This window comes from Chryseobacterium sp. LJ668 (genome assembly GCF_019613955.1).
GTDB lineage: Bacteria > Bacteroidota > Bacteroidia > Flavobacteriales > Weeksellaceae > Chryseobacterium.
Map to the genome: position 1 here is coordinate 136,914 of NZ_CP080443.1, position 20,580 is coordinate 157,493.

Genomic DNA, 20,580 nt, shown 5'->3' on the forward strand with positions numbered 1-20,580 from the left:
TTATAGTACATAAACTTCCTTTCCATTTTGAATTATCTAAAAAATAAATAATTTTTTATTAAAAGTGTAAAATTGGTATGCTTTTAGCAACTAAACTAAATACCAAAAAACTTAAATATTATGGCAAAATCGACAAGTACAAAAACGACTGTTACTGATAAAACAGAAAACAACACAAGTACTAAATCAAAACCAAGTGCTTCTACAGGGAAAATTAAAGCTAAAAGTGATGCTGCAGAAAACTTAAGAGATTTTCTAATCGATGGATTAAAAGATCTGTACTGGGCTGAAACCCATCTTTCTAAAGCATTGGTTAAAATGGAGAAAAATGCTACCTCTCCTAAACTTAAAGAAGCAATCAATAACCACAAAACAGAGACTGATGAGCAGGTATCTCGTCTTGAGCAAGTATTTGAGGCATTGGGAGAAAAAGCAAAAGCAGTAAAATGTGATGCGATGGATGGGCTGATAAAAGAAGGTGAAGGTATCATGGAGGAAACGGAAGCAGGAGCAGTAAGAGATGCAGGAATCATTGCAGCTGCACAGAAAGTTGAACATTATGAGATTGCATCTTACGGTACTTTGGTATCATACTGCAAGTTACTTCAGGAAGAGGAAGCAATGAACATCCTTCAGTCTACTTTAGATGAGGAAAAAAATTGTGATACATTATTAACTGAACTTGCCATTTCTGAAATTAATCTGGAAGCGGCAAAATAGTAGTATATTCTTTACAAACTGATAGCAGTCTTTTTATGGCTGCTTTTTTTATGACTTCTTTTAATGAAGACACTTTGATATGATTAATAATTAAATGTAGTAATCAATACTCTTACAGTGTGATCGATTTTTGAAAATAAGCAATAGTTTTTTAATTTTTAGTGTTAGATATTTTCATAGTTTTTAGTTTTTAGTTTTTATTAATAACGCGAAAATTCATCAACAGACATTCCTTTTAAAGTGAATTAAATTATTTTTTAAAATTTAAAATCCGGAAATCTAGTTTTATTGATGAAATTCGGTATTTGCATTAATATCTATTTACATTACCTTAGCACTTTTAGAACTAAAATGAAATTATCTGATACTCCTCTGCTAAAAAATATAATCGAGTCGGCACCAATCGGCAGTTGTATATTAGATGTCAATGATTTTGCTGTTGAATTATGCAATGACAGGTTTTCAGAGTTTTCCGGGATGTCTAAAGAAACTCTCGCTGGAAAATCCATTTTTGACATTTTCGCAGATCAATATACATTTGATAGAAAAATAATTTCAAATGTTATCAAAAACAAAGAGACCATTTATGCGGATGAGGTAAGCATGATATTTACTGATTATAGTAAAGATAAGGACATCAATGTGACATTCATCTATGCTCCTGTTCTGGATGATAATGGTCAGATTTCAAAAATTGCTATTTGGGCAATGGAAAATGCCGCAGAAAGCAAAGAACAGAAAATCGCAGAAGAAAAGACAGCTTCAGAATGTGAACGGGAACGCACAAATGCGATTTTAAATCAAATTCCTGCAGGCATAGCTGTTTTATCAGGAAAGAAATTGATATTCGAGCTGGTAAATCCCGTCTATCAGTCATTGGTACCTGAAAGAGCACTTTTAGGAAGACCTTTTGTTGAAGCATTACCAGAATTGCAGGATTCGGAGATCAACCGTGCATTAAATAAGGTATATCAGGAAGGAGTTTCCCTGAATTTTAGCGATCAGCTTGTTCCTCTTTCAGTTCTGGAGCATGGGGCATTAGAGGAACGCTATTTTACATTCACATTCGTTCCCAGATTTAATTCTGAAGGAGTGGTAGATGGAGTATTTATCATCACTTTTGAAGTCACACATATTGTAGATAATCAAATAAATCTCGATCAGGCAAACAATAATTTAAATCAGATTATCAATATGCTGCCTGCATCTGTTGTCGTAATACGCCATGACGAGCTCATCGTTGAAATGATCAATGATGCCAACCTCGCCTACTGGAAAAAAACGCGGGATGAGGTAATTGGTAGACCTTTCCTCGAAATTTTGCCGGATCTTGCCGATCAGCCATTTGCATCACAGCTCAGAAGCGTAATGCATACCGGAGAAATTATTGATATAAAAGAAAGCCCGGTACTTTTTGTAGAGCCAGACGGAATGATCCGTGAAACCTTTGTTGATTATACGTACCAGCCTTTAACCGGTTTAGACGGAAAACGCGATGGTGTGCTTGTAATGTCATTCGAAATCACAGACAGAATAAGGGCAAAAAAGCAGCTCGAAAAGTACGCCGATCAGCTGTCAATGGCTAATCATCAGTTATCTGAACTTAATAATAAATTGTCAAAAAGTGAGTCAAGATTTAAATACGTTTTCCATGAGGCTCCCGTTGCTATAGGCCTTCTTCAGGGCAGAGACTTGGTCATAGAATCAGCGAACAATAAAATTTTGGAATTATGGGGCAAAACCGACAGCATCATAGGAATTACATTAGAAGAAGCGCTTCCTGAAATTAAAGACCAGCCATTTCTAGGCTTACTGGATAACGTTTTTTCTACTGGAAAACCATTTTATGCAAATGAAATAAAGGCTATGCTGATGCATGAGCAGGAATTAAAAGAGATTTTCTTTAATGTCGTATATCAGCCAATCGCAAATACAAACGGAAATATTGCTGATATATTGGTAGTGGCAGTAGATGTTACCGAGCAGGTAAATGCACGGAAATTAGTAGAGAAAAGTGAGGCTTACTTTAAAATGCTTGCAGATCTTATCCCTGCTAAGATATCGAACGCCTTACCCAACGGAGAAGTCACTTTTTTTAATAAAAGATGGCTTGAATATTCGGGTATGAGCTTTGAAAATCTTCGTGATTTCGGGTATCAGCAAATGATACATCCGGATGAGCTTGAGCACTTTCAATCAGGTTTAGCGGAAGCAGCAGCAACCGGTGTTGCGCATGTTTCTGAAATGCGTTTTAAAAATAAAGAGGGTAAATTCATTTGGCACCTGAATATAGCCTCTCCTATTCTGGATGACAATGGAGCCATCACCATGTGGATAGGATCTACTACAGACATTCAATGGCTGAAAGAAGAAGAACAGCGTAAAAATGATTTTATAGGAATGGTCTCACACGAGCTAAAAACACCGCTTACATCAGTAAATACATATTTGCAGCTGCTTCTCAAAAAGGCAGAAAACACAGAAGACCGTTTCCAAAAACAGGCATATGTGCAGTCTCTTAAACAGATCAGACACATGACTGAGATGATCAATGGTTTTCTGGATGTTTCGAGACTTGAATCTGCAAAACTGCATATCGAAAAGGCTGACTTCGAAATATCAGCCCTATTTACAGAAGTAAGTATTGACTATCAGCTACAATACTCTACGCATGAGATTATTGTAGATCCTGCGCCGACGACGACAGTAAATGCAGACCGGGCAAAAATAGCACAGGTACTGAATAATATGGTAAGCAATGCCGTAAAATACTCAGAAGTAGGCTCCAGAATAGATATTTCTTTTGAAAGGGCCGGCAAAAACATCAGATTCATTGTGAAAGATAGAGGAATGGGAATACAGCCGGAAAATCTTAAAAAGCTTTTCGAGCGCTATTACCGGGTAAAGCAAGACAACAAAATTGCGGGCTTCGGAATTGGGCTCTACCTCAGTGCAGAAATAATTAAAGCACATGGAGGTGAAATTTGGGCAGAAAGTAGTCTGGGAAAAGGATCTACCTTTTATTTCGAATTACCTGCTCATCAAGATAATCGGAAAATAAAATAGTGAATGGATAAAATCAATTTACTAAGTACAATAACAGTATTATTATAAAAAGGTTAAATCAAACTATTACTTCAGAATTTTAGGCGTAAATTTTTCCTGAGAAAACTGATCTATTCTGTAAACTGAAAAAATTCCGTCTGAGCAATATTCTGTGCAGTTGATCTCTTGCTGCTGATCAGACCGATTATTGTAATCATGGAGAAACTTTTCCATTTCTTTATAATTTGCGGGAACAACTATATACTTTGCATCCTTGTGGTTAAATTCTGCGGCGTATTGCTGAAGTTTTAAGGTTCTGGCTAATGCTTCCTGGTAATTCATCTTATCTAAATCTAAAATCTTTTTTTGAGTATTTACGCTCAAGAGTTTGTGTTATTATTTTGCGATTTTGGATTTGGTAGAATGAATAATTCAACAACTCATAATCAAACTTCATTAATACTAAAGAATTACACGATAGTAATCTAATACTTTTATAAAGCTTTTAGTTGAAATCCTATTAGTTTGAAAATGAGATGCTTTATCTGCAAACTTAATACATTTTAACATATAATTTATATTAAATTTAAGTATTATTATATGAATTAAAATATTCTTTTAATTGATATTATTCATTAATTTCATACATAAAACAACGGATTATTATAAAATATTTCCTAATTCGCTTGTTTGTAAGTTACTTTTTTCATCAGTAATAAAGACCCTCATTTATCATTTATTCTCAAATCTACTTTATAATTATCCCTAACAAATAATTTTTACCAAAATAATACACCTATTGTTAGCTAATTTATTTTGGTGGTAAAGCTGTCTTTATGATCATAGTCATAGTATTAATATAAATTATTGAATGCTAAATTTTTTATTGAATGATGGTATAAAATTGGTGCTTTTCATATTGTCATTTTAAATGAACAGGGGTAGCGACAAATCAATTTTGGGGCAAACAGTATGAATGGTATTGTGGAGATGTTATTCTTAATTTTTAGTTGATTTACTTTGTAGTTTTCATCCCATTCACAATAATATAAGAACAGATATGGAAGATTATAATAAACAGGAAGTGAAAGGCGGTCAAGGGCAAGTCGTCGAGCCAGAAACTTACAGAGATTCTATCGGCACGATGGAACAATCCGGTAAAAGAAAATGGGTATTTCCCAAAAAACCTAAAGGCAGATATACCAATTACAGGAATATTGTTGCTTACGCTTTGCTAACTTTTTATTTTACGCTTCCATTTATTACCATAAACGGTAATCCTGCATTACAGCTTAATATTATCAGTCGTCAGGTTTTTATCGCAGGTCAGCCTTTTTATCCGCAGGATTTTTTCATCCTGACAATCGGAGCAATTGTTTCTTTGATCTGTATCATCATTTTTACAATCGCTTTCGGAAGAATATTCTGCGGATGGATCTGTCCTCAGACAATTTTTTTGGAAAATGTCTTCCGTAAAATTGAATATGCCATCGAAGGCGACCGAAATAAGCAGATGAAACTTGACCGCCAGGAATGGAACTCAGAAAAAATATGGAAAAGAGGTCTTAAGTGGTCGATCTACATTATACTTTCTCTGATTTTTACCCATTTTATGTTTATGTATGTTGTAGGATATAAAGAAGTCTTCAGGATTTTGCTGGAAGGGCCTTTTGAACATCCCACCAATTTTATTGTGATGATTCTTCTAACCGCGGCGTTCTATTTTGTTTTCGCCTGGTTCAGAGAACAGGTTTGTACTTTGGTTTGCCCGTATGGGAGACTTCAGGGGGTGCTTATCGATAAAGAAACAATCAATGTATTTTACGATTTTAATCGTGGAGAAAACAGAGCGAAATGGAGAAAAGGTGAAGATCGAAGCGCAGCAGGAAAAGGTGACTGCATTGACTGCTATCAATGTGTGGTAGTCTGCCCTACCGGTATAGACATCAGAGACGGCCAGCAACTTGAATGCGTCAACTGTACTGCCTGTATCGATGCCTGTGATGAAGTAATGGATAAGGTAGGATTGCCAAAAGGTTTGATACGTTATGCATCAGAAAAGGAAATTGAAACGGGTATACCATCGAAATTTAACTCTAGGATGAAAGGCTTTACCATTCTGTTGGTCGGGTTACAGTTATTACTTGGCTACCTGGTTTACAGTCGCGCAGATATGGAAGCAAAATTTATAAAGCCTGCGGGAAGTACTTTTTTCTTAAGAGAGGGAAAAATCATTAATACGTATAATTATACTTTCTTAAACAAAACAAATGATAAAAAAATTGTAAACATCAGAATATTAGAACCTCAAAATGGTGAAATTACATATAGTACCTCCAGCAAAATTACGGTTGCAAGGGATAAAATTGTGAAAGGAACCATTAATATAAGTTTTCCTGAAAAACAAATCAAATTATCTAAACAAAATATAAAAATCGGGGTTTATGATCACGAAGGAAATCTTCTCGATACCTATGACACGTACTTTGAAGGTCCTTTTAAAATTCAGTTTTAAGAATTTTTAAATCGTTTACGGATTGCTATAATCAATAGTGTTCAGATAATATGTTTAGGGCATTCAACTTCTCATGCGTTGATTACCGAAACATTTACCGGAGCCCTCTTCATCTGCTTTACCATTTTGAAAATTCTTCTTTTTTCTCTTTTAAAGTGCCGCTTTCATGTTACTTCTGATGCGCAGAATCTGTCGTATTATCGTCTTCCAATGGTGCGCGCACTTCGTCTCTGGTATACTTTCTGGTGAAAATATAGATGACTACAGCTAATAATATCAGCATGATAGAAATCAAAGACAGCACCTCGTACAGCCCGGTGGTCTCTTTTTCTACAAACATTGGGGTCAGAACATTTATTTTCATAGCATTGTATTTAATTATTTGAAGCCGTTTTTATTTCATTCGTTCTGATATCCGTTCCCAATCTTTGTAAGTAGGAAATAAGTGCAATAATTTCTTTTCCCTCAAGTTCTCCCGGTGGTCGGGAGGTGTAAGCTGCTTTCAGATCCGGAGCTTCAATAAAAATATCGCGCACAATTGCCGTCGCCTGATTATCTGCCCACTGATCTGCTGAGTCTATCTGAGCTTTTGTGTAAGGAACATTATATACTTTTTTTAGCAGCCTGATTTTATCTACCATAGCAGAACGGTTTAAATTATTTGAAATCAACCACGGATATCTAGGCATGATAGAGCCTGCAGAAGTAGACCTCGGGTTATACATGTGTTTGTAGTGCCATGAATTGGGGTTTCTCCCGCCTTCCCGATGTAGATCTGGCCCAGTTCTTTTTGAACCCCATAAGAAAGGACGATCATAGATATACTCACCTGCTTTCGAATACTGTCCGTTTTTACCGTTGAATCTGATGACCTCATCTCTGAAAGGTCTTACCATTTGTGTATGACATGCATTGCACCCTTCTCTGATGTAGAGATCTCTTCCTTCAAGTTCTAGCGGCGAGTAAGGTTTTACTGCAGAAATGGTAGGTACCGATCTGTCCATCGACAATGTTGGAATGATCTCGATCAAACTTCCTACTGAAAGAGCAAAAAATGACAGAATCCCCAATAAAACAGGCATACGCTCAAGCCAAAGATGAGCTCCCTCTCCTTCCTTGCGTTTATTGCTGATGTCTGCCAAAGCAAAAGCTTCTGCAGGTACGTTTTTCTGAAAAGACCCTTTTCTTACCGTTGCTATTAAATTGATCGCCATTAAAACACCACCTGAAAAATAAAACAGGCCACCAACAAACCTCAGCTGAAAATAGGGAATAATTGCCGTTACCGTATCGAGCCAATTTTTCCAAAGCAAGGTTCCATCCGGATTAAATTGTTTCCACATAAGCCCTTGGGTAAATCCTGAAATATACATCGGAACGACGTAGAAAATAATCCCTAGTGTACCCAGCCAAAAGTGCCAATTTGCAAGCTTCACAGACCAAATCTGCGTACGCCATAAAATGGGAATCAGATAATAAATGACCCCAAATGCCATAAAACCGTTCCAGCCCAAAGCACCAACATGCACATGGCCGATCACCCAGTCTGTAAAATGCCCTATTTTATTGATGTTTTTAGTTGCAAGCAATGGTCCTTCAAAAGTTGCCATACCATAACAAGTTACAGCGACAACAAAGAATTTTAGAATAGGATTTACTCGTACTTTATCCCAAGCTCCTCTTAACGTCAAAAGCCCGTTCAGCATCCCGCCCCAAGAAGGTGCGATTAGCATAATGGAGAAACCTGTCCCTACTGCCTGCGCCCAAGCCGGAATTGATGTGTACTGCAAATGATGTGGCCCCGCCCAGATATATACAAATATTAATGACCAAAAATGAATGATAGAGAGTTTATATGAAAACACAGGACGATCTGCAGCCTTTGGTAAAAAATAATACATCAATCCCAAAACAGGTGTTGTGAGAATAAAGGCAACAGCATTATGCCCATACCACCATTGTACGACAGCATCTTTTACTCCTGCATAGGCAGAGTATGACTTCCATGTTGTGAAACTGAGCGGTACTTCAAGATTATTAAAGATATGCAGCATTACAACCGCAATCCATGTTCCTATATAAAACCAGATCGCCACATATAAATGTCTGACTCTTCTTTTCGCAATGGTTAAAAACATGTTCAGACCAAAAACTATCCATGAGAATGCGATCAATATATCAATGGGCCATTCATGCTCTGCATACTCTTTTGAAGTATTGATCCCCATAAAAAAAGTAATGTATGTTGTCACAATCATGATCTGCCACGTCCAGAAATGGATCCATGAAAGGGTATCGCTGTACATTCGGGTTTTTAGTAGCCTTTGAAGCGAGTAATAAACACCTACATATACAACATTACAGACGAAAGCAAAAATGACACTTGTAGTATGAAGCATTCTGATCCGCCCGAATCCGAATGCGCCCTGAGTATCCATCAGACCTTGTATATTATTTGATGAAATTGATTTGATTGTAGCATCATCCGTTCCAAACAAAAATTCGGGAAGCTCAGGATAAAAAAGGAGCAAAGCGGCCGTTAATCCAAAGATGAATCCGACGAGAGAAAATACTACCGTAGAATATAAAAACGCTCTAACAATAGCGTTATCGTAACTAAATTTTTGAGGCTCCATAAAAATTTTTAATTTTTGGGAATTTTACAATAATAAGTTTAGATCTGTTTTAAAGTTTTAAAGCTGTACTGATTTTCAATATTGACATAAATGTCTGCACTTTTCAAAATCTGGTATGGGTCCGAAATCCTTCAATTTTTAGAAAATTAGACCAAGGATTGCCGACAAAAAATCTCCTATTACCGCACTGGCGACAGCGAGTATTATAGTAAGCATAGGATGCATATGAATAATCTTTTAATATCATTTCGCAATAGTTCTTACAAGTAGCTGTGCTAAAACTTCCGTAATCATTTAACAGTCTGAATTAATTTTTATATTATTTACACATAAAAAATATCCGACAGGCTCAAACAATTTTGTTATTTCGTATCTTATTCCGCTTATTGCACCAGTAATCAGTTCATATGATTTTTGATTTCGTATCGCTTTATTTTAAGATGATTATTTGATTGAGTTCACATTTAAAGCAGCCCAGAATAAATTCTGCATAATATTGTTGAGCTGTTGAGGGAGGTGTTTTATGATGCAGTTCTAATTTTTTGGATAGAACTACTTCATTTCTATAGGCGAATGAGAAATATGCAAAAATTTTCTGATCAGATTCTTCAACGGGAGTGGCATACCCCGTTATTGATATTCCCCAATCTGTACCGAATAATTCGGCAACATGAAGAGCCATTTCGTTGGCAATCTGTTGTGAAACGCAATTACAACTTCTTGCTTCCTGCTCATTGACCTTCAGAAGTTTTACTTTTTCCTCAAGGGTGTACACGGTCATTCCTCCTTTAAAAAAATCGGATGCATCCTTCATCTGCGAAAATGAAAACTGCAGGTAACCTGCAGTAACACTTTCTGCCATAGCAACTGATTCATTGGCATTTTTTAGTGCTCCGCCGATATAATTCAGCAAAGATTGTTTAAACTCCATTAGAATATTTTTTGATATTAAAAAAATTGCTGCCTTTTCTGTGTAATTATGGAATCATTGATTCCAAAAAAATGATTGCCGCAAATCATAGATGGGATTTCTGTGTGAATTAAATCGAAGTGATCGTCGATTTTGCTTTGAACTAAGGGATCGCGGATTATATAACACGGCGAATGAAAAACTTCTGTTTTCATAATTTATATATTTTATGATTTGGTGTCAATTTAAAATTGTGAGATTATGCATCATTACATTTGATTATTATGATCAATGCTAATAAGCAGTCTCTTGATTTCGAAGTTAAAAAAATGATTCAGATCATACGATACAGTATGCTAATGCTTTTTCATGCTTTGAGAAACTGTACATATGATCTAAAATCATTAAATATATTTTAACTATTATTTTTTTTATACGTTTTCTCAATCTTTTTCAGCAGCAGTGAAGGATTTGACAACCCTGCCTCACCTACCATTGAATATGCAAAAAGTAAATACAAAAGATAGAGTGAGCTCATGCTCATACCGATAATACTGAGCGTTCTTCCTGTTTTTAAACTGTCGAAATTGTTATACTTTTCTTTGTCTTTTTCGTAAATTCTTTTATCTCTTCTGTATAAGAAAAGAGCAATAATCCCTGTAAGAATTCCGGGAACTCCGTAACAACAGCATAACGCTATTGAAGAAATTCCCAGTACAAGTACTGCAGTTGCATATGGTAATTTGGAATCTCTCATTATAGTAAATTTATTGTAGGCCGAACTTTTAATAGGATTTGCAACCTGTATTGCCGATTAATTTCAGATTATATCTCTTTAAATTTCTTTTTCTGATGTTTATGAAAGTAATTTAATTATTCCAGAAACTGACTACATCTTCTTTAAAACAAGACTGTCAACATTCATTCCTAAAGTTTTATTTGTTTCCTTTTCCGGATCTTCGCTTTCTTCTACCAAATCGCATCTGCATGACGATAAACTCGTTACAAGTCCTGCTAAAATAAAAGTAAATATAAATTTCTTTATATTCGATGTATTTGAATTAGTATTAATATTCTGAATTTTCATAAAGTGGTGGTGTAATTAATCGATTCTTATTGGTTATTCTAAAAAGTTAATTTCAACAGCTAAAGGATTGCAATTGATTTTTTCATAATTTAATAGATTGGTACTGCATTATTTTAAAGTAGTATATTATCGTGGTAATGGCATCAGTCGTGCATGCTGAATGGAAAATTTGTTCGAAGGAACTGATGTACTATCAGTTAATTCAGAAAATTTAGCATTCATAATCCATATTTTATCTTTTGCCATGGCAGCAGTAGACGGATAGGTAAAACGGTCTGCCACCAAAGTAGATGCCGATAATTTTGCAGAAGACCAATTGTCTTCTGATGTCAGCTCGTATATTTTATCGCTTCCCCCATTTTGTACCACTACAAGTTTTCTGTTTTCTGTGAGCAATAGTCCGTCGCCATTCATAAAAAACTGTTCTGTTGCAACTTTGGTGATATTTTTAGAATTGTTCAGGTCTATTTTATACAAAGACCCGGTTCCACTGCTTACTGTAAGCAGATATCCGGACGGATGAAAAACAATTCCGTTGAGACCTACTCCTTCTGTTTTGAACATTGAACTATCAGCAAAGACAGATGCCTCACCTGTGGGTGTTACCTTATATATAACATTTGAAAAACTGTCGGTTATATAAGCATTCTGCTGACTGTCAAATGTGAGATCATTGGCAAAATGTTTTCCCGGAACCAATTTTGACAGATCAATATCATCAGTTTTTTTTCCTGTCGCGATATCAATTCCTACCAGTCTTGCCATTTTTTTGCGCGTTTCGGACGATGTAAATTTGCTGTAATTCGCATCACTCACACATACGAACAAACGTTTTCCGTCTGGATGCACTTTTACTCCATAAGTTGATTTAAATGTAGGATCATTGATCAATAAACTGTAGACTCCTGCAGGAGTAACTTTCCCAACGCTGCCCAATCTGGCCGATGAAACAAAGTAGACATCAGCATTACTGTCATACGCAATGCCTTCAGGATAAGCTTCGGGTGCGTTAAATTCTATTCTTGTAGTGGGCTGGTCCGGGATTACTGATGCGCAGCCGGCCATAAAAACACATAATATTATCTTTTTCATACTTTTTATTTTTGCTTGATACTATAAAGAACACCATTAGCATCATCAGAGATGTAGACTGTACCTGAAGCTGTAATTGCTATTCCTGCCGGTCTTCCAAATCTGGTTTTACCATTAAGGAAACCTGTCAGGAAATCTTCTGCTGAAACAGGTTTACCATTAGAAAACCTTATTTTCTGTACTTTAAATCCTACAGATTTGCTTCTATTCCATGATCCGTGCCAGTTAACAAGTGCATCTCCGCTGTATGTTGTGCCTGTAGGGAAAAACTGAAAACCAATAGGTGCCATATGTGCCTGATATTCCATTGAGGAAGATTCTGTTGTTTTTACCCATTCTTCTTTGCTGTTTCCGGCAGGGTCTTCCCGGGTTTCGTCGACTTCTTTTTTAGCATAGGCAAAAGGAAAACCATAGCTTTTACCTTCTTTGATGTTATTTAATTCTTCTGGTGGCCAGTCATCCCCTTTCGCATCTCCACCATTATCCATTCCCCAGAATTCATTGGTCTGCGGATGCCAGTCGAAACCGATAGTATTTCTAAGCCCGGATGCGAAAATCGTTCGCTTCCAGGTTACGGGGTCAACCTGCACCATACTTGCAGCTTCACGATCAGACTCTTTGCAATCATTGCAAAGCGTTCCGATTGAGATGTAGAGTTTTCCGTCTGGTCCGAAATCCATTGTTCTGTTAGGATGCTGTCCTGCGCTAGGCATATCATTGAACAGCATTTCTTTGTCACGAAGCGTACCGTCTGAATTGATCCTGTATCTGCGCAACTCAGTATTATTGCACAGGTAAAGCCAGCCATCTTTCAAAGTAATTCCGTGGACACCTTTAAATTCTGCAACAACGGTTTTTACATCCTCAAATTTAGCGTCCCTGTTGCTGTCTTTGAGCAGCAGAACGTCACCGGTATCACGTCTGGTGATGTAGAGATTTCCTTCAGATGTATGGTACAGCATTCTGGGCTTACCTAAGCCCGATGCGGCTATTGAAACCGCCCATCCATCAGGAACTTTTAAGAGATTAACCATTTCGGGAAGAAAATCGAGATGTTCCGGGTAATTGGTTGAATGGGTAATTTTCGTCACATCACCGGGAGGAATTCCTCTCTGCGCAGAGGTGTTTGAAAAAACAAAAGCAGCCACCAGAGGTATGATTTTAAAAATATTATTATCGCTCATCTTTAATAGTTTAAAAACATCAAGCTGCAAAGAGTGCAGCCTGATGAAAAGTTATTAGATTATTGATCTGCTTCTGCAGCTTCGAAGTTGATAGAATTGTATGCAGAATCTGTAAGCAATGCATCTGCTTCTTTTTCTTCTGCAAGTGTAGCCTCCAACAATGAGACAATCTCTTCTTCGCCAAGCGTTCTTGCAAAAGCGGCCAATGTTCCGTAAGATGCGATCTCATAATGCTCGATTTTCTGAGAAGCAGAAATTATTCCGGCATCACGTACAGGGCCAGCTTCGGTTTCTTCCATAATGCTCTCGCCTTCTTTGATGAGACCTTCCATGGCATCACATTTCTTACCACGGTTTGACTCTCCAAGGATTTCGAAAATTTTATCCAATCTCTCTACCTGGCCTTCCGTTACGGCAGCATGCTCTTCAATCGCAGCAATCAATTTTGGCTCAGTCGCATTTTTAGCCATTTTTGGCAGTGCTTTTACCAATGCTCTTTCTGCATAGATTATGTCTTTTAGCTCATCGACAAATAATTCTCTGAGCCCATCGGCAGCTGAAGATTTTGCGGTAACTTTGCCCGCTTTTTTTTCGTTCTGATTGTTTGTCTTTTTCATAATATTAATGTTAAATGGTTTCTCTTAATTCGTTTGTATCAGTCCGTTTCTTTCCTTTTCAAATTGCCAAACTCTGTGATTGGCTATTGCATCAACAAATAAATCGTCAGCATCAGAATCATCTGCAGTTATTACTCCCGGATCATCATGCAGCATCAATGCGACATCTGTAAGATTTTTAACTGCTTCGGTTTCCGCTCCAAAATAAATTGCTTTACAATGACGAAATGCTTCGTTAATGAAATCAATCGTCATGTTTTTATTTCCGGGTCTAATGAAACCTTCTGCAGATTCTGCGCCGCCACATATATATAATGCATCGAAGCAAACACTTGAAGTTGTAGACAAGGCATGATCTGGAATATATGCCTGACCGTCTGATGATTTTACAGGTGCTACAGAATCGCCAATATATTGTACCACTGCTCCCTGTCCTTCCAATTTTTCGATCAGACGATCGGTAGAAGCTGCATCAAAACCATCTGTCATCATAAAACCTATTACACGACTCTCTATGGAATCTTTAACCGTATTTGCCATGCTTAGAGCATCTGAAAAACTTATAGCCGGTTCAATCTCAGCACTCTGAAGACTTGCCGGATCTGCGTCTGCGGGAATGCTTTGATTAGGCTGTTCAAGAATCTTCACTTCAACTCCCAAACGTGAAGCAACCTCATTAGCCAACTTTTTATCAACAAAGGCAAGCTGACCAACCATTCTTTCTCGGATTGCAGGAATAGTAACTTTTGACAGTTCAAAAACCAGGGCATTCTGCAAATGCGTTTTCTCAAATGCTGACTGACTGTTGTAAAATAATTTTGCCTGCGAGTAATGATCTACAAAGCTTTCGCTTCTTGCTCTTACTTTATGGCCTTCTACGCGTTCTTCCTGTGAAGCAAAACCTCCGTCTTTCATCATAGCCTGAAAAGGACAGCCACCGCCAATAGAATTTGGTTCATAACTCACTTTCCCTTTTGCAATTTGCTGACGCATATGGCCGTCACGCTGATTATTGTGGATAGTGGTAATTGATCTGTTTATAGGAATTTCATGGAAATTCGGAGATCCTAATCTGGTAAGTTGGGTATCTGTGTAAGAAAATAATCTTCCCTGAAGAAGCGGATCATTTGAAAAATCTATACCGGGAACAATATGACCGGGGTGAAATGCTACCTGTTCGGTTTCAGCAAAGAAATTATCAGGATTTCTGTTTAGCGTCAATGTACCGACCAACTGGACAGGTACAAGCTCTTCGGGAATAATTTTTGTGGGATCTAGAAGGTCAAAATCAAAGTCATGTTCGTTGGCTTCAGGAACGATCTGTACCCCAAAATCCCACTCGGGAAAGGCTCCGTTTTCGATGGCTTCCCAAAGATCACGGCGGTGGAAATCCGGATCATTCCCAGAGATCTTCTGAGCTTCCGGCCATGCTACAGAATGCACACCCAATTTCGGTTTAAAATGAAATTTAACAAAGTGAACGTCTCCCTGCTCATTAATAAATTTAAACGAGTGCACTCCAAATCCTTCCATCATACGGTAGCTTCTAGGAATTGCACGGTCGCTCATCAGCCACATAATCATATGAGTACTTTCGGGCATTAAGGAAATAAAATCCCAGAAAGTATTGTGGGCTGAAGATGCCTGAGGAATTTCATTATCAGGCTCAGGTTTTACAGCATGTACCAGATCCGGAAATTTTATGGCATCCTGGATAAAAAATACAGGAATATTATTGGCTACTAGATCGTAAATACCTTCTTCTGTATAAAATTTCACTGCGAAACCTCTTACGTCACGAGCAAGATCCGTACTTCCTCTACTCCCTGCAACTGTAGAAAATCTAACGAATACAGGAGTTTCCTCATCGACATTATTTAAAAATTTTGCTTTGGTGTATTGTGCCAGACTTTTGTTGAGTCTGAAAACACCGTGAGCACCGGAACCTCTTGCATGAACTACTCTTTCAGGAATTCTTTCATGATCAAAGTGGGTGATTTTCTCTCTTAAAATAAAATCTTCAAGAAGAGAAGGGCCCCTTTCTCCGGCCTTCAGTGAGTCCTGATTGTTGTTGATCTTTAATCCCTGATTAGTCGTCAGCATTTCATTGCTGTTATCCGTCGTATGATTTTGAAGTTGATCACGCTTCGAATTTGATCCTAAACTCTCATTTTCCATAATTAATATTGTTGTTGTTTTGTTTTGATATGATTTATTTGGAGAAGACGTGTTTATTTCTTCTAGTAATTGCTTTTACGGTTATCTTAAAGATTATCTGTTCAATAATTTGTTTTATGGGCAGAATCATTCTGAATATTGGTGCCACTTAGCAAATAATACGTGCGGGAATTAGGCGGAAAAGCGCCCACATGTTTTTAAAAAATTTGAATATGACGTGATCGAATAGTTTTTCTGCATGTGAAACAGAAAGATCATTACTTTTTTTTAATGTAATAACTGCTCATTTAATAGTTCGTTTATTTGGTGTATCTCAAAAATAATAAGAATTAGATTTTAAAACGTATGACCATAGTCATATAGGATGAAATAGAATTGATCACCTGCTTATTATATTAAAATATTCTCATTGCAGATGTACAACCCACCGTAAAATGAATTTGAGAAGTACAAGTAGAAGGATAAAGAATGTTTGAGCATTTTCTTATCAGAACGATTTAGAATAAAGTCTGACTGTGCCAACATTTGTAAATATATAATCTACGTTTTTTAATTAAATAATATACTGTCTATTATTGTATATAAATGCCAATATAATAATTAATAAAAAATTTTTCCATTCACAATTTTTACAATATTCTCCCGTTCCATTCTTTTGATTACCCGTATGACAGTTTCAACTCTCAAACCTGTTAACGAAGCGATTTCAAGACGAGTGTAAGGAATTTGATATAAGTATTGTTCTGTAACGTTATGATACTCCTTCAGACAATCCATAACACAGATTACTTTGTTAAAAGGATTTGTAGAAGACAAACTATTGAGCATCACGTAGCGGTAATGCATTCTCTCCGAAGTATATTGATACAGCTTAAATAATATGTTTTGATTATTCTTTATAAGCTCTAAAAATCTTGCGATCTGTACCCTGATGATTTCTGCATCAGTCATTGCCACGGCATTTACAGGATATGGTCTGTTAGAAAATATAAAAGTCTCACCCAAGCAATGTCCTGTAGTGGGAAAGCTGTGAATAAACTCTTTCCCTTCCTGATGATAATTGTTGATCTTTACATTACCATACTTTATCTGATAATAAAACTTGGGCGTTTCCGACTCTCTAAAGATAATATCATTTTTGTCAAAACTCATTAATTCTCCCCCATAACGAAAGAGTAAATCTTCATCGACTAGCATGCTCTAAAAATTATGGATATTTAAAATTACGTACAACTCAACAGAAATATTTTTGTAAATAATTATATCACTAAATAGTGTATATTTTACTGTTTTTCAAATTTAACAGTATATGACATTTCGTATGTATGATTCAAATCATACCTACTGCATATTGCGATCAACCCACAGATAATCAGAAGTATTTTTAAAATCATCAAAGCTATTATTGTCTTTTTTAAATTAATGATAAATATTCATTTCTTTAATTACAAAACGAGAATGGTAAAACTGCGTATAAATCTCCTGTAAAACGAAAAAACTTCATTTTTACATTGCATAGAAAGTGATAACTATATTACTGAATAATTAAAAAATCTGTCATAATATGATCCAAAACATATCACTTTTCCAATACTTGCACGATATTTGCTAACTATAAATAATATCAATTTAATCTCGTCTCCTGTCTCAACTAAGGAGCAATTGTATTCTAAACGAAGTTGTCTCGTATATATTAGTAAAAGAGGCAAAACACATTATCTTCATGGCCGCCTTATTATTTTAAAGATTGTTGCCTTAAAACGTATTGGCAACATACAGTAAATTATGATCTTCATAAAACACTGATGATCTTGAAGCAGGTTATATACACGGCTATTTCTATCCTTACACCAACCATAAAAATAAAAATATGTTTTTAAAAGAAGAACTTCTGTACTCCATTGGAGCGTCAGAAGAAAATTATAAACCTGGAGATTATTTATTCCATGAAGGGGGAAACCCGCAATTCTATTTTCAGATAGTAAGTGGCGAGGTAAAGCTGAACAGTTACCACAGCGACGGCAAAGAATTTATTCAAAGTATCCTTAACTCGCCCTATGCGGTGGGAGAATATATGCTGTATATCGAAAAACCGTATCCTACCAATGCAGTTGCGCTGACGAATTGTACTATCATTAAAATCTGCAGAAATAAATTACTAAAATTCTTTGATTGCAATCCCGGTCTCTATATTAACCTTTGCAGATCGTTATCAAAAAACCTATACAGCAAATCTGTTATGATGCAAAAATTATCTTGTTATACCGCAGTGGAAAGGCTGAATGAAGTATTGCAGATGATGAAGCAGGACCAGCTGAATAAATCACCATACACGTATGAGATTCCAATGACACGACAGCAATTGGCATCATTAACCGGCTTGTGTGTCGAAACTACGATCAGGGCAATTAAAAGGATGGAACGCGAAAAGATACTTCGTATTAAAAACCGTAAAATTCTGATCTGACAATTCGGCACACGGTATGCTATCCCTTATGTCTATAATTAATCACGGAACAATTCAATATTATTGAATTTATGCCGCAAACATTATGTTTTTTTACAATTTTATCCTTTATTCTGATTAAAAATGGTCTAAAGCCTACTATGAAAGCTAATGCCGAGTTTGCAATATACAAAACTATATAACTATGCTTATTAACAGTAATTTACTCAATAAATACGGTGCTGAAACCGTAACCGTACAACCCTCTGAAACGATCTTCAATGAAGGTGATGTTCCCAGATGCTACTATCAAATAGTAAGTGGGAGAATTAAACTAAATCACTATGACGAAGACGGAAAGGAAATTATCCAAAGTGTGCTCATTCCCGGGCAGAGTGTTTGTGAACTGATGCTTTTTGTTGAAGAAAAATATCCCGTCAATGCAGAAACATTACTTCCATGCGAAATTCAAAAAATATCAAAAAAAGGATTTTTTCAATTGCTTGATGAAAATCCTGATGTTTCTATGGACGTTAATCGATTTTTGTCTGAAAGACTGTATCAAAAATTTATCATGATGCAGCATAATTTATCTCTCAGGCCTGATGTGAGGCTCATAGGAGTTTTTAATTATTTTAAAAGCTACAGCGATCAAAAGGAAAAATACTCATACGAAATTGATCTTACCAGGAAACAGCTGGCTTCAATTACAGGTCTGAGAATTGAAACTGTTATCAGAACCATAAAAAAAATGGATAGTGAAGGAATACTGCAGCTGAAAAACAGTAAAATATTTTATTAGCTTTCATAAAATTTTAGGGATTATAGTAGCAGCTTTTGAGTAAATATATTTAAAATTATTCTCTTAAAACCAGCAGTTTACTTCTAACAGAAATTATAAAAGAATATTTTATCTTCAATGAATAATAATCAAATTTTCGATGTTGTTATAATCGGAGGAAGTTATTCCGGGCTTTCTGCTGCCTTAAGTCTCGTCAGATTCCGTAGAGAAATCCTCATTATTGATCATCATCAACCTTGTAACAGATTCTCTCCCGTTTCACACAATTTTTTAACCCGTGACCGCGAATCGCAATCTACTTTATCAAATATCGCTAAAAATCAGGTGCTCAGCTATACCGGCGTGAGATTTATCAATGCACAAGCTGTTTCCGGTAAGAAAGAGGGAGATCTTTTTATTATAACGACAGAGACCGGGGAGCGATTGAAAGCAAAAAAAGTGATTTTTGCGACGGGTGTTAAAGATGAAATTCCCAATATAAAAGGTTTTAAAGAATGTTGGGGTATATCAATTGTTCACTGCCCATACTGTCACGGTTATGAGATGAGAGATCAGAAAACGGCCATTTTAGCAAATGGCAATGCGGCTTATCATCTGACAGCTTTAGTCCGTAATCTTACATCGAATCTCATAATACTGACAGAAGCCAAAGCGGATTTTACGGAAGATCAGTTGTTAAGATTAAGCAGCCATGATATAAAAATTATTGAAGTTCCGGTAGCGGAAATTATGCACTGTAATGGTTTGATCAGCAATATTATGCTGAAAGATGGTGTTCAGATTGATATCCAGGCTTTATATACGATACTTCCCTTTCGGCAGCAGTCAGATATCCCAAAACAACTTGGCTGCGGCCTTACCGACCATGGTCTGATCAAGATAGATGATGAGCAGCGCACCACAATTCCAGGAATATATGCGTGTGGTGATAACGCAGCGCTGATGCGGTCTGTTTCTAAAGCCGTTTATAGCGGAAATCTTGCCGGAGCCATCGTCAATGCAGAACTTACTGAGGAATTATTTTAGAATAATTTAAGAAGAATATTTACCGAATTTTCGCGAAAATATTATTCTCTGTGATTGACATCATAAGATTTTAATTTTTTACTTCTTATGTTTGACCTAACCAAATCAAACTTATGAAAAATACAGCACTATTACTAGGAGCCCTATTCTTTGCGGTTTCATGTACAAAATCTGAAACACAATATACTGATCAGGGAAATAAAAAGCAGACTGTAAATGACAGAAAATCTGACACCATTCAGACTTTAAACGAAATATCAGATACTCTGCAGATGGAGAATGACAGTATTGATGTGAAAACAGATAACTAATACCTGAAGCT

Annotated in this window: 18 protein-coding genes; 7 read left to right on the forward strand and 11 right to left on the reverse strand. The window is 36.3% G+C overall.

The features are described from left to right. Window positions 1-120 precede the first annotated feature (120 nt). Together K0U91_RS00645 and K0U91_RS00650 are read left to right on the forward strand one after the other, a co-directional pair. Complete coding sequence (locus K0U91_RS00645; RefSeq protein ID WP_219970961.1) at window positions 121-720, forward strand: YciE/YciF ferroxidase family protein; 600 nt, start codon at window positions 121-123, stop codon at window positions 718-720. Between the two features lie 351 nt (window positions 721-1,071). Next, complete coding sequence (locus tag K0U91_RS00650) at window positions 1,072-3,786, forward strand: sensor histidine kinase (RefSeq protein WP_220180000.1); 2,715 nt, start codon at window positions 1,072-1,074, stop codon at window positions 3,784-3,786. Window positions 3,787-3,852: 66 nt separating this feature from the next. Here K0U91_RS00650 and K0U91_RS00655 read toward each other — a convergent pair whose 3' ends face one another. After that, a complete protein-coding gene (locus K0U91_RS00655) occupies window positions 3,853-4,149 on the reverse strand; it encodes a hypothetical protein (protein WP_220180001.1) in 297 nt (98 codons plus the stop codon). Between the two features lie 676 nt (window positions 4,150-4,825). Between K0U91_RS00655 and ccoG the strand changes: the two genes are divergently transcribed. Beyond that, entirely contained in the window at window positions 4,826-6,280 is a 1,455-nt protein-coding gene (gene ccoG, locus K0U91_RS00660) for a cytochrome c oxidase accessory protein CcoG (RefSeq protein ID WP_220180002.1), read from the forward strand. A gap of 169 nt (window positions 6,281-6,449) precedes the next feature. Here ccoG and K0U91_RS00665 read toward each other — a convergent pair whose 3' ends face one another. From K0U91_RS00665 to K0U91_RS00710, 10 genes are all read right to left on the reverse strand, one after another. After that, the gene (locus K0U91_RS00665; protein WP_220180003.1) at window positions 6,450-6,644 is read right to left on the reverse strand and encodes a CcoQ/FixQ family Cbb3-type cytochrome c oxidase assembly chaperone; all 195 of its coding nucleotides are present in this window, start codon (window positions 6,642-6,644) and stop codon (window positions 6,450-6,452) included. Between the two features lie 10 nt (window positions 6,645-6,654). Beyond that, complete coding sequence (gene ccoN / locus K0U91_RS00670) at window positions 6,655-8,916, reverse strand: cytochrome-c oxidase, cbb3-type subunit I (protein WP_220180004.1); 2,262 nt, start codon at window positions 8,914-8,916, stop codon at window positions 6,655-6,657. A gap of 430 nt (window positions 8,917-9,346) precedes the next feature. Continuing rightward, window positions 9,347-9,847, reverse strand: coding sequence for a CinA family protein (locus K0U91_RS00675; RefSeq protein WP_220180005.1), 501 nt, complete (start codon window positions 9,845-9,847; stop codon window positions 9,347-9,349). Window positions 9,848-10,241: 394 nt separating this feature from the next. After that, window positions 10,242-10,583: a CCC motif membrane protein gene (locus K0U91_RS00680; protein ID WP_220180006.1), complete on the reverse strand. Its 342-nt coding sequence runs from the start codon at window positions 10,581-10,583 to the stop codon at window positions 10,242-10,244. A gap of 132 nt (window positions 10,584-10,715) precedes the next feature. Beyond that, a complete protein-coding gene (locus K0U91_RS00685) occupies window positions 10,716-10,913 on the reverse strand; it encodes a hypothetical protein (RefSeq protein ID WP_219970973.1) in 198 nt (65 codons plus the stop codon). Between the two features lie 126 nt (window positions 10,914-11,039). Beyond that, on the reverse strand, window positions 11,040-12,005 hold the full coding sequence (locus tag K0U91_RS00690) for a gluconolaconase (RefSeq protein WP_220180007.1): 966 nt from the start codon (window positions 12,003-12,005) through the stop codon (window positions 11,040-11,042). Between the two features lie 5 nt (window positions 12,006-12,010). Beyond that, window positions 12,011-13,189 (reverse strand): PQQ-dependent sugar dehydrogenase, encoded by a 1,179-nt coding sequence (locus tag K0U91_RS00695; protein ID WP_220180008.1) that lies wholly within the window; start codon window positions 13,187-13,189, stop codon window positions 12,011-12,013. 59 nt (window positions 13,190-13,248) lie between these two features. Further along, window positions 13,249-13,806 (reverse strand): YciE/YciF ferroxidase family protein, encoded by a 558-nt coding sequence (locus K0U91_RS00700; RefSeq protein ID WP_220180009.1) that lies wholly within the window; start codon window positions 13,804-13,806, stop codon window positions 13,249-13,251. 24 nt (window positions 13,807-13,830) lie between these two features. Further along, window positions 13,831-15,984 (reverse strand): catalase, encoded by a 2,154-nt coding sequence (locus K0U91_RS00705; protein WP_220180010.1) that lies wholly within the window; start codon window positions 15,982-15,984, stop codon window positions 13,831-13,833. A 600-nt stretch (window positions 15,985-16,584) separates the two neighbouring features. Then, window positions 16,585-17,181, reverse strand: coding sequence for a Crp/Fnr family transcriptional regulator (locus K0U91_RS00710; protein ID WP_219970978.1), 597 nt, complete (start codon window positions 17,179-17,181; stop codon window positions 16,585-16,587). Window positions 17,182-17,854: 673 nt separating this feature from the next. On the opposite strand from K0U91_RS00710, the gene K0U91_RS00715 reads away from it, so the two are divergent. The 4 genes from K0U91_RS00715 to K0U91_RS00730 all read left to right on the forward strand — a co-directional run bounded on the left by K0U91_RS00715 (window position 17,855) and on the right by K0U91_RS00730 (window position 20,569). Next, a complete protein-coding gene (locus tag K0U91_RS00715) occupies window positions 17,855-18,451 on the forward strand; it encodes a Crp/Fnr family transcriptional regulator (RefSeq protein ID WP_220180011.1) in 597 nt (198 codons plus the stop codon). A 184-nt stretch (window positions 18,452-18,635) separates the two neighbouring features. Then, window positions 18,636-19,232 (forward strand): Crp/Fnr family transcriptional regulator, encoded by a 597-nt coding sequence (locus tag K0U91_RS00720; protein WP_219970980.1) that lies wholly within the window; start codon window positions 18,636-18,638, stop codon window positions 19,230-19,232. A gap of 117 nt (window positions 19,233-19,349) precedes the next feature. Beyond that, window positions 19,350-20,258: an NAD(P)/FAD-dependent oxidoreductase gene (locus K0U91_RS00725; RefSeq protein ID WP_220180012.1), complete on the forward strand. Its 909-nt coding sequence runs from the start codon at window positions 19,350-19,352 to the stop codon at window positions 20,256-20,258. Between the two features lie 113 nt (window positions 20,259-20,371). Beyond that, a complete protein-coding gene (locus tag K0U91_RS00730; RefSeq protein ID WP_219970983.1) occupies window positions 20,372-20,569 on the forward strand; it encodes a hypothetical protein in 198 nt (65 codons plus the stop codon). The last annotated feature ends 11 nt before the right edge of the window (window positions 20,570-20,580 follow it).

Coding starts and splice junctions, on each gene's coding strand:
- K0U91_RS00710 (WP_219970978.1), bottom strand. CDS start 17,181: ATGCTAGTCGATGAAGATTTACTCTTTCGTTATGGGGGAGAATTAATG.
- K0U91_RS00685 (WP_219970973.1), bottom strand. CDS start 10,913: ATGAAAATTCAGAATATTAATACTAATTCAAATACATCGAATATAAAG.
- K0U91_RS00700 (WP_220180009.1), bottom strand. CDS start 13,806: ATGAAAAAGACAAACAATCAGAACGAAAAAAAAGCGGGCAAAGTTACC.
- ccoG (WP_220180002.1), top strand. CDS start 4,826: ATGGAAGATTATAATAAACAGGAAGTGAAAGGCGGTCAAGGGCAAGTC.
- K0U91_RS00715 (WP_220180011.1), top strand. CDS start 17,855: ATGTTTTTAAAAGAAGAACTTCTGTACTCCATTGGAGCGTCAGAAGAA.
- K0U91_RS00650 (WP_220180000.1), top strand. CDS start 1,072: ATGAAATTATCTGATACTCCTCTGCTAAAAAATATAATCGAGTCGGCA.
- K0U91_RS00690 (WP_220180007.1), bottom strand. CDS start 12,005: ATGAAAAAGATAATATTATGTGTTTTTATGGCCGGCTGCGCATCAGTA.
- K0U91_RS00705 (WP_220180010.1), bottom strand. CDS start 15,984: ATGGAAAATGAGAGTTTAGGATCAAATTCGAAGCGTGATCAACTTCAA.
- K0U91_RS00645 (WP_219970961.1), top strand. CDS start 121: ATGGCAAAATCGACAAGTACAAAAACGACTGTTACTGATAAAACAGAA.
- K0U91_RS00665 (WP_220180003.1), bottom strand. CDS start 6,644: ATGAAAATAAATGTTCTGACCCCAATGTTTGTAGAAAAAGAGACCACC.
- K0U91_RS00725 (WP_220180012.1), top strand. CDS start 19,350: ATGAATAATAATCAAATTTTCGATGTTGTTATAATCGGAGGAAGTTAT.
- K0U91_RS00695 (WP_220180008.1), bottom strand. CDS start 13,189: ATGAGCGATAATAATATTTTTAAAATCATACCTCTGGTGGCTGCTTTT.
- K0U91_RS00680 (WP_220180006.1), bottom strand. CDS start 10,583: ATGAGAGATTCCAAATTACCATATGCAACTGCAGTACTTGTACTGGGA.
- K0U91_RS00720 (WP_219970980.1), top strand. CDS start 18,636: ATGCTTATTAACAGTAATTTACTCAATAAATACGGTGCTGAAACCGTA.
- ccoN (WP_220180004.1), bottom strand. CDS start 8,916: ATGGAGCCTCAAAAATTTAGTTACGATAACGCTATTGTTAGAGCGTTT.
- K0U91_RS00730 (WP_219970983.1), top strand. CDS start 20,372: ATGAAAAATACAGCACTATTACTAGGAGCCCTATTCTTTGCGGTTTCA.
- K0U91_RS00675 (WP_220180005.1), bottom strand. CDS start 9,847: ATGGAGTTTAAACAATCTTTGCTGAATTATATCGGCGGAGCACTAAAA.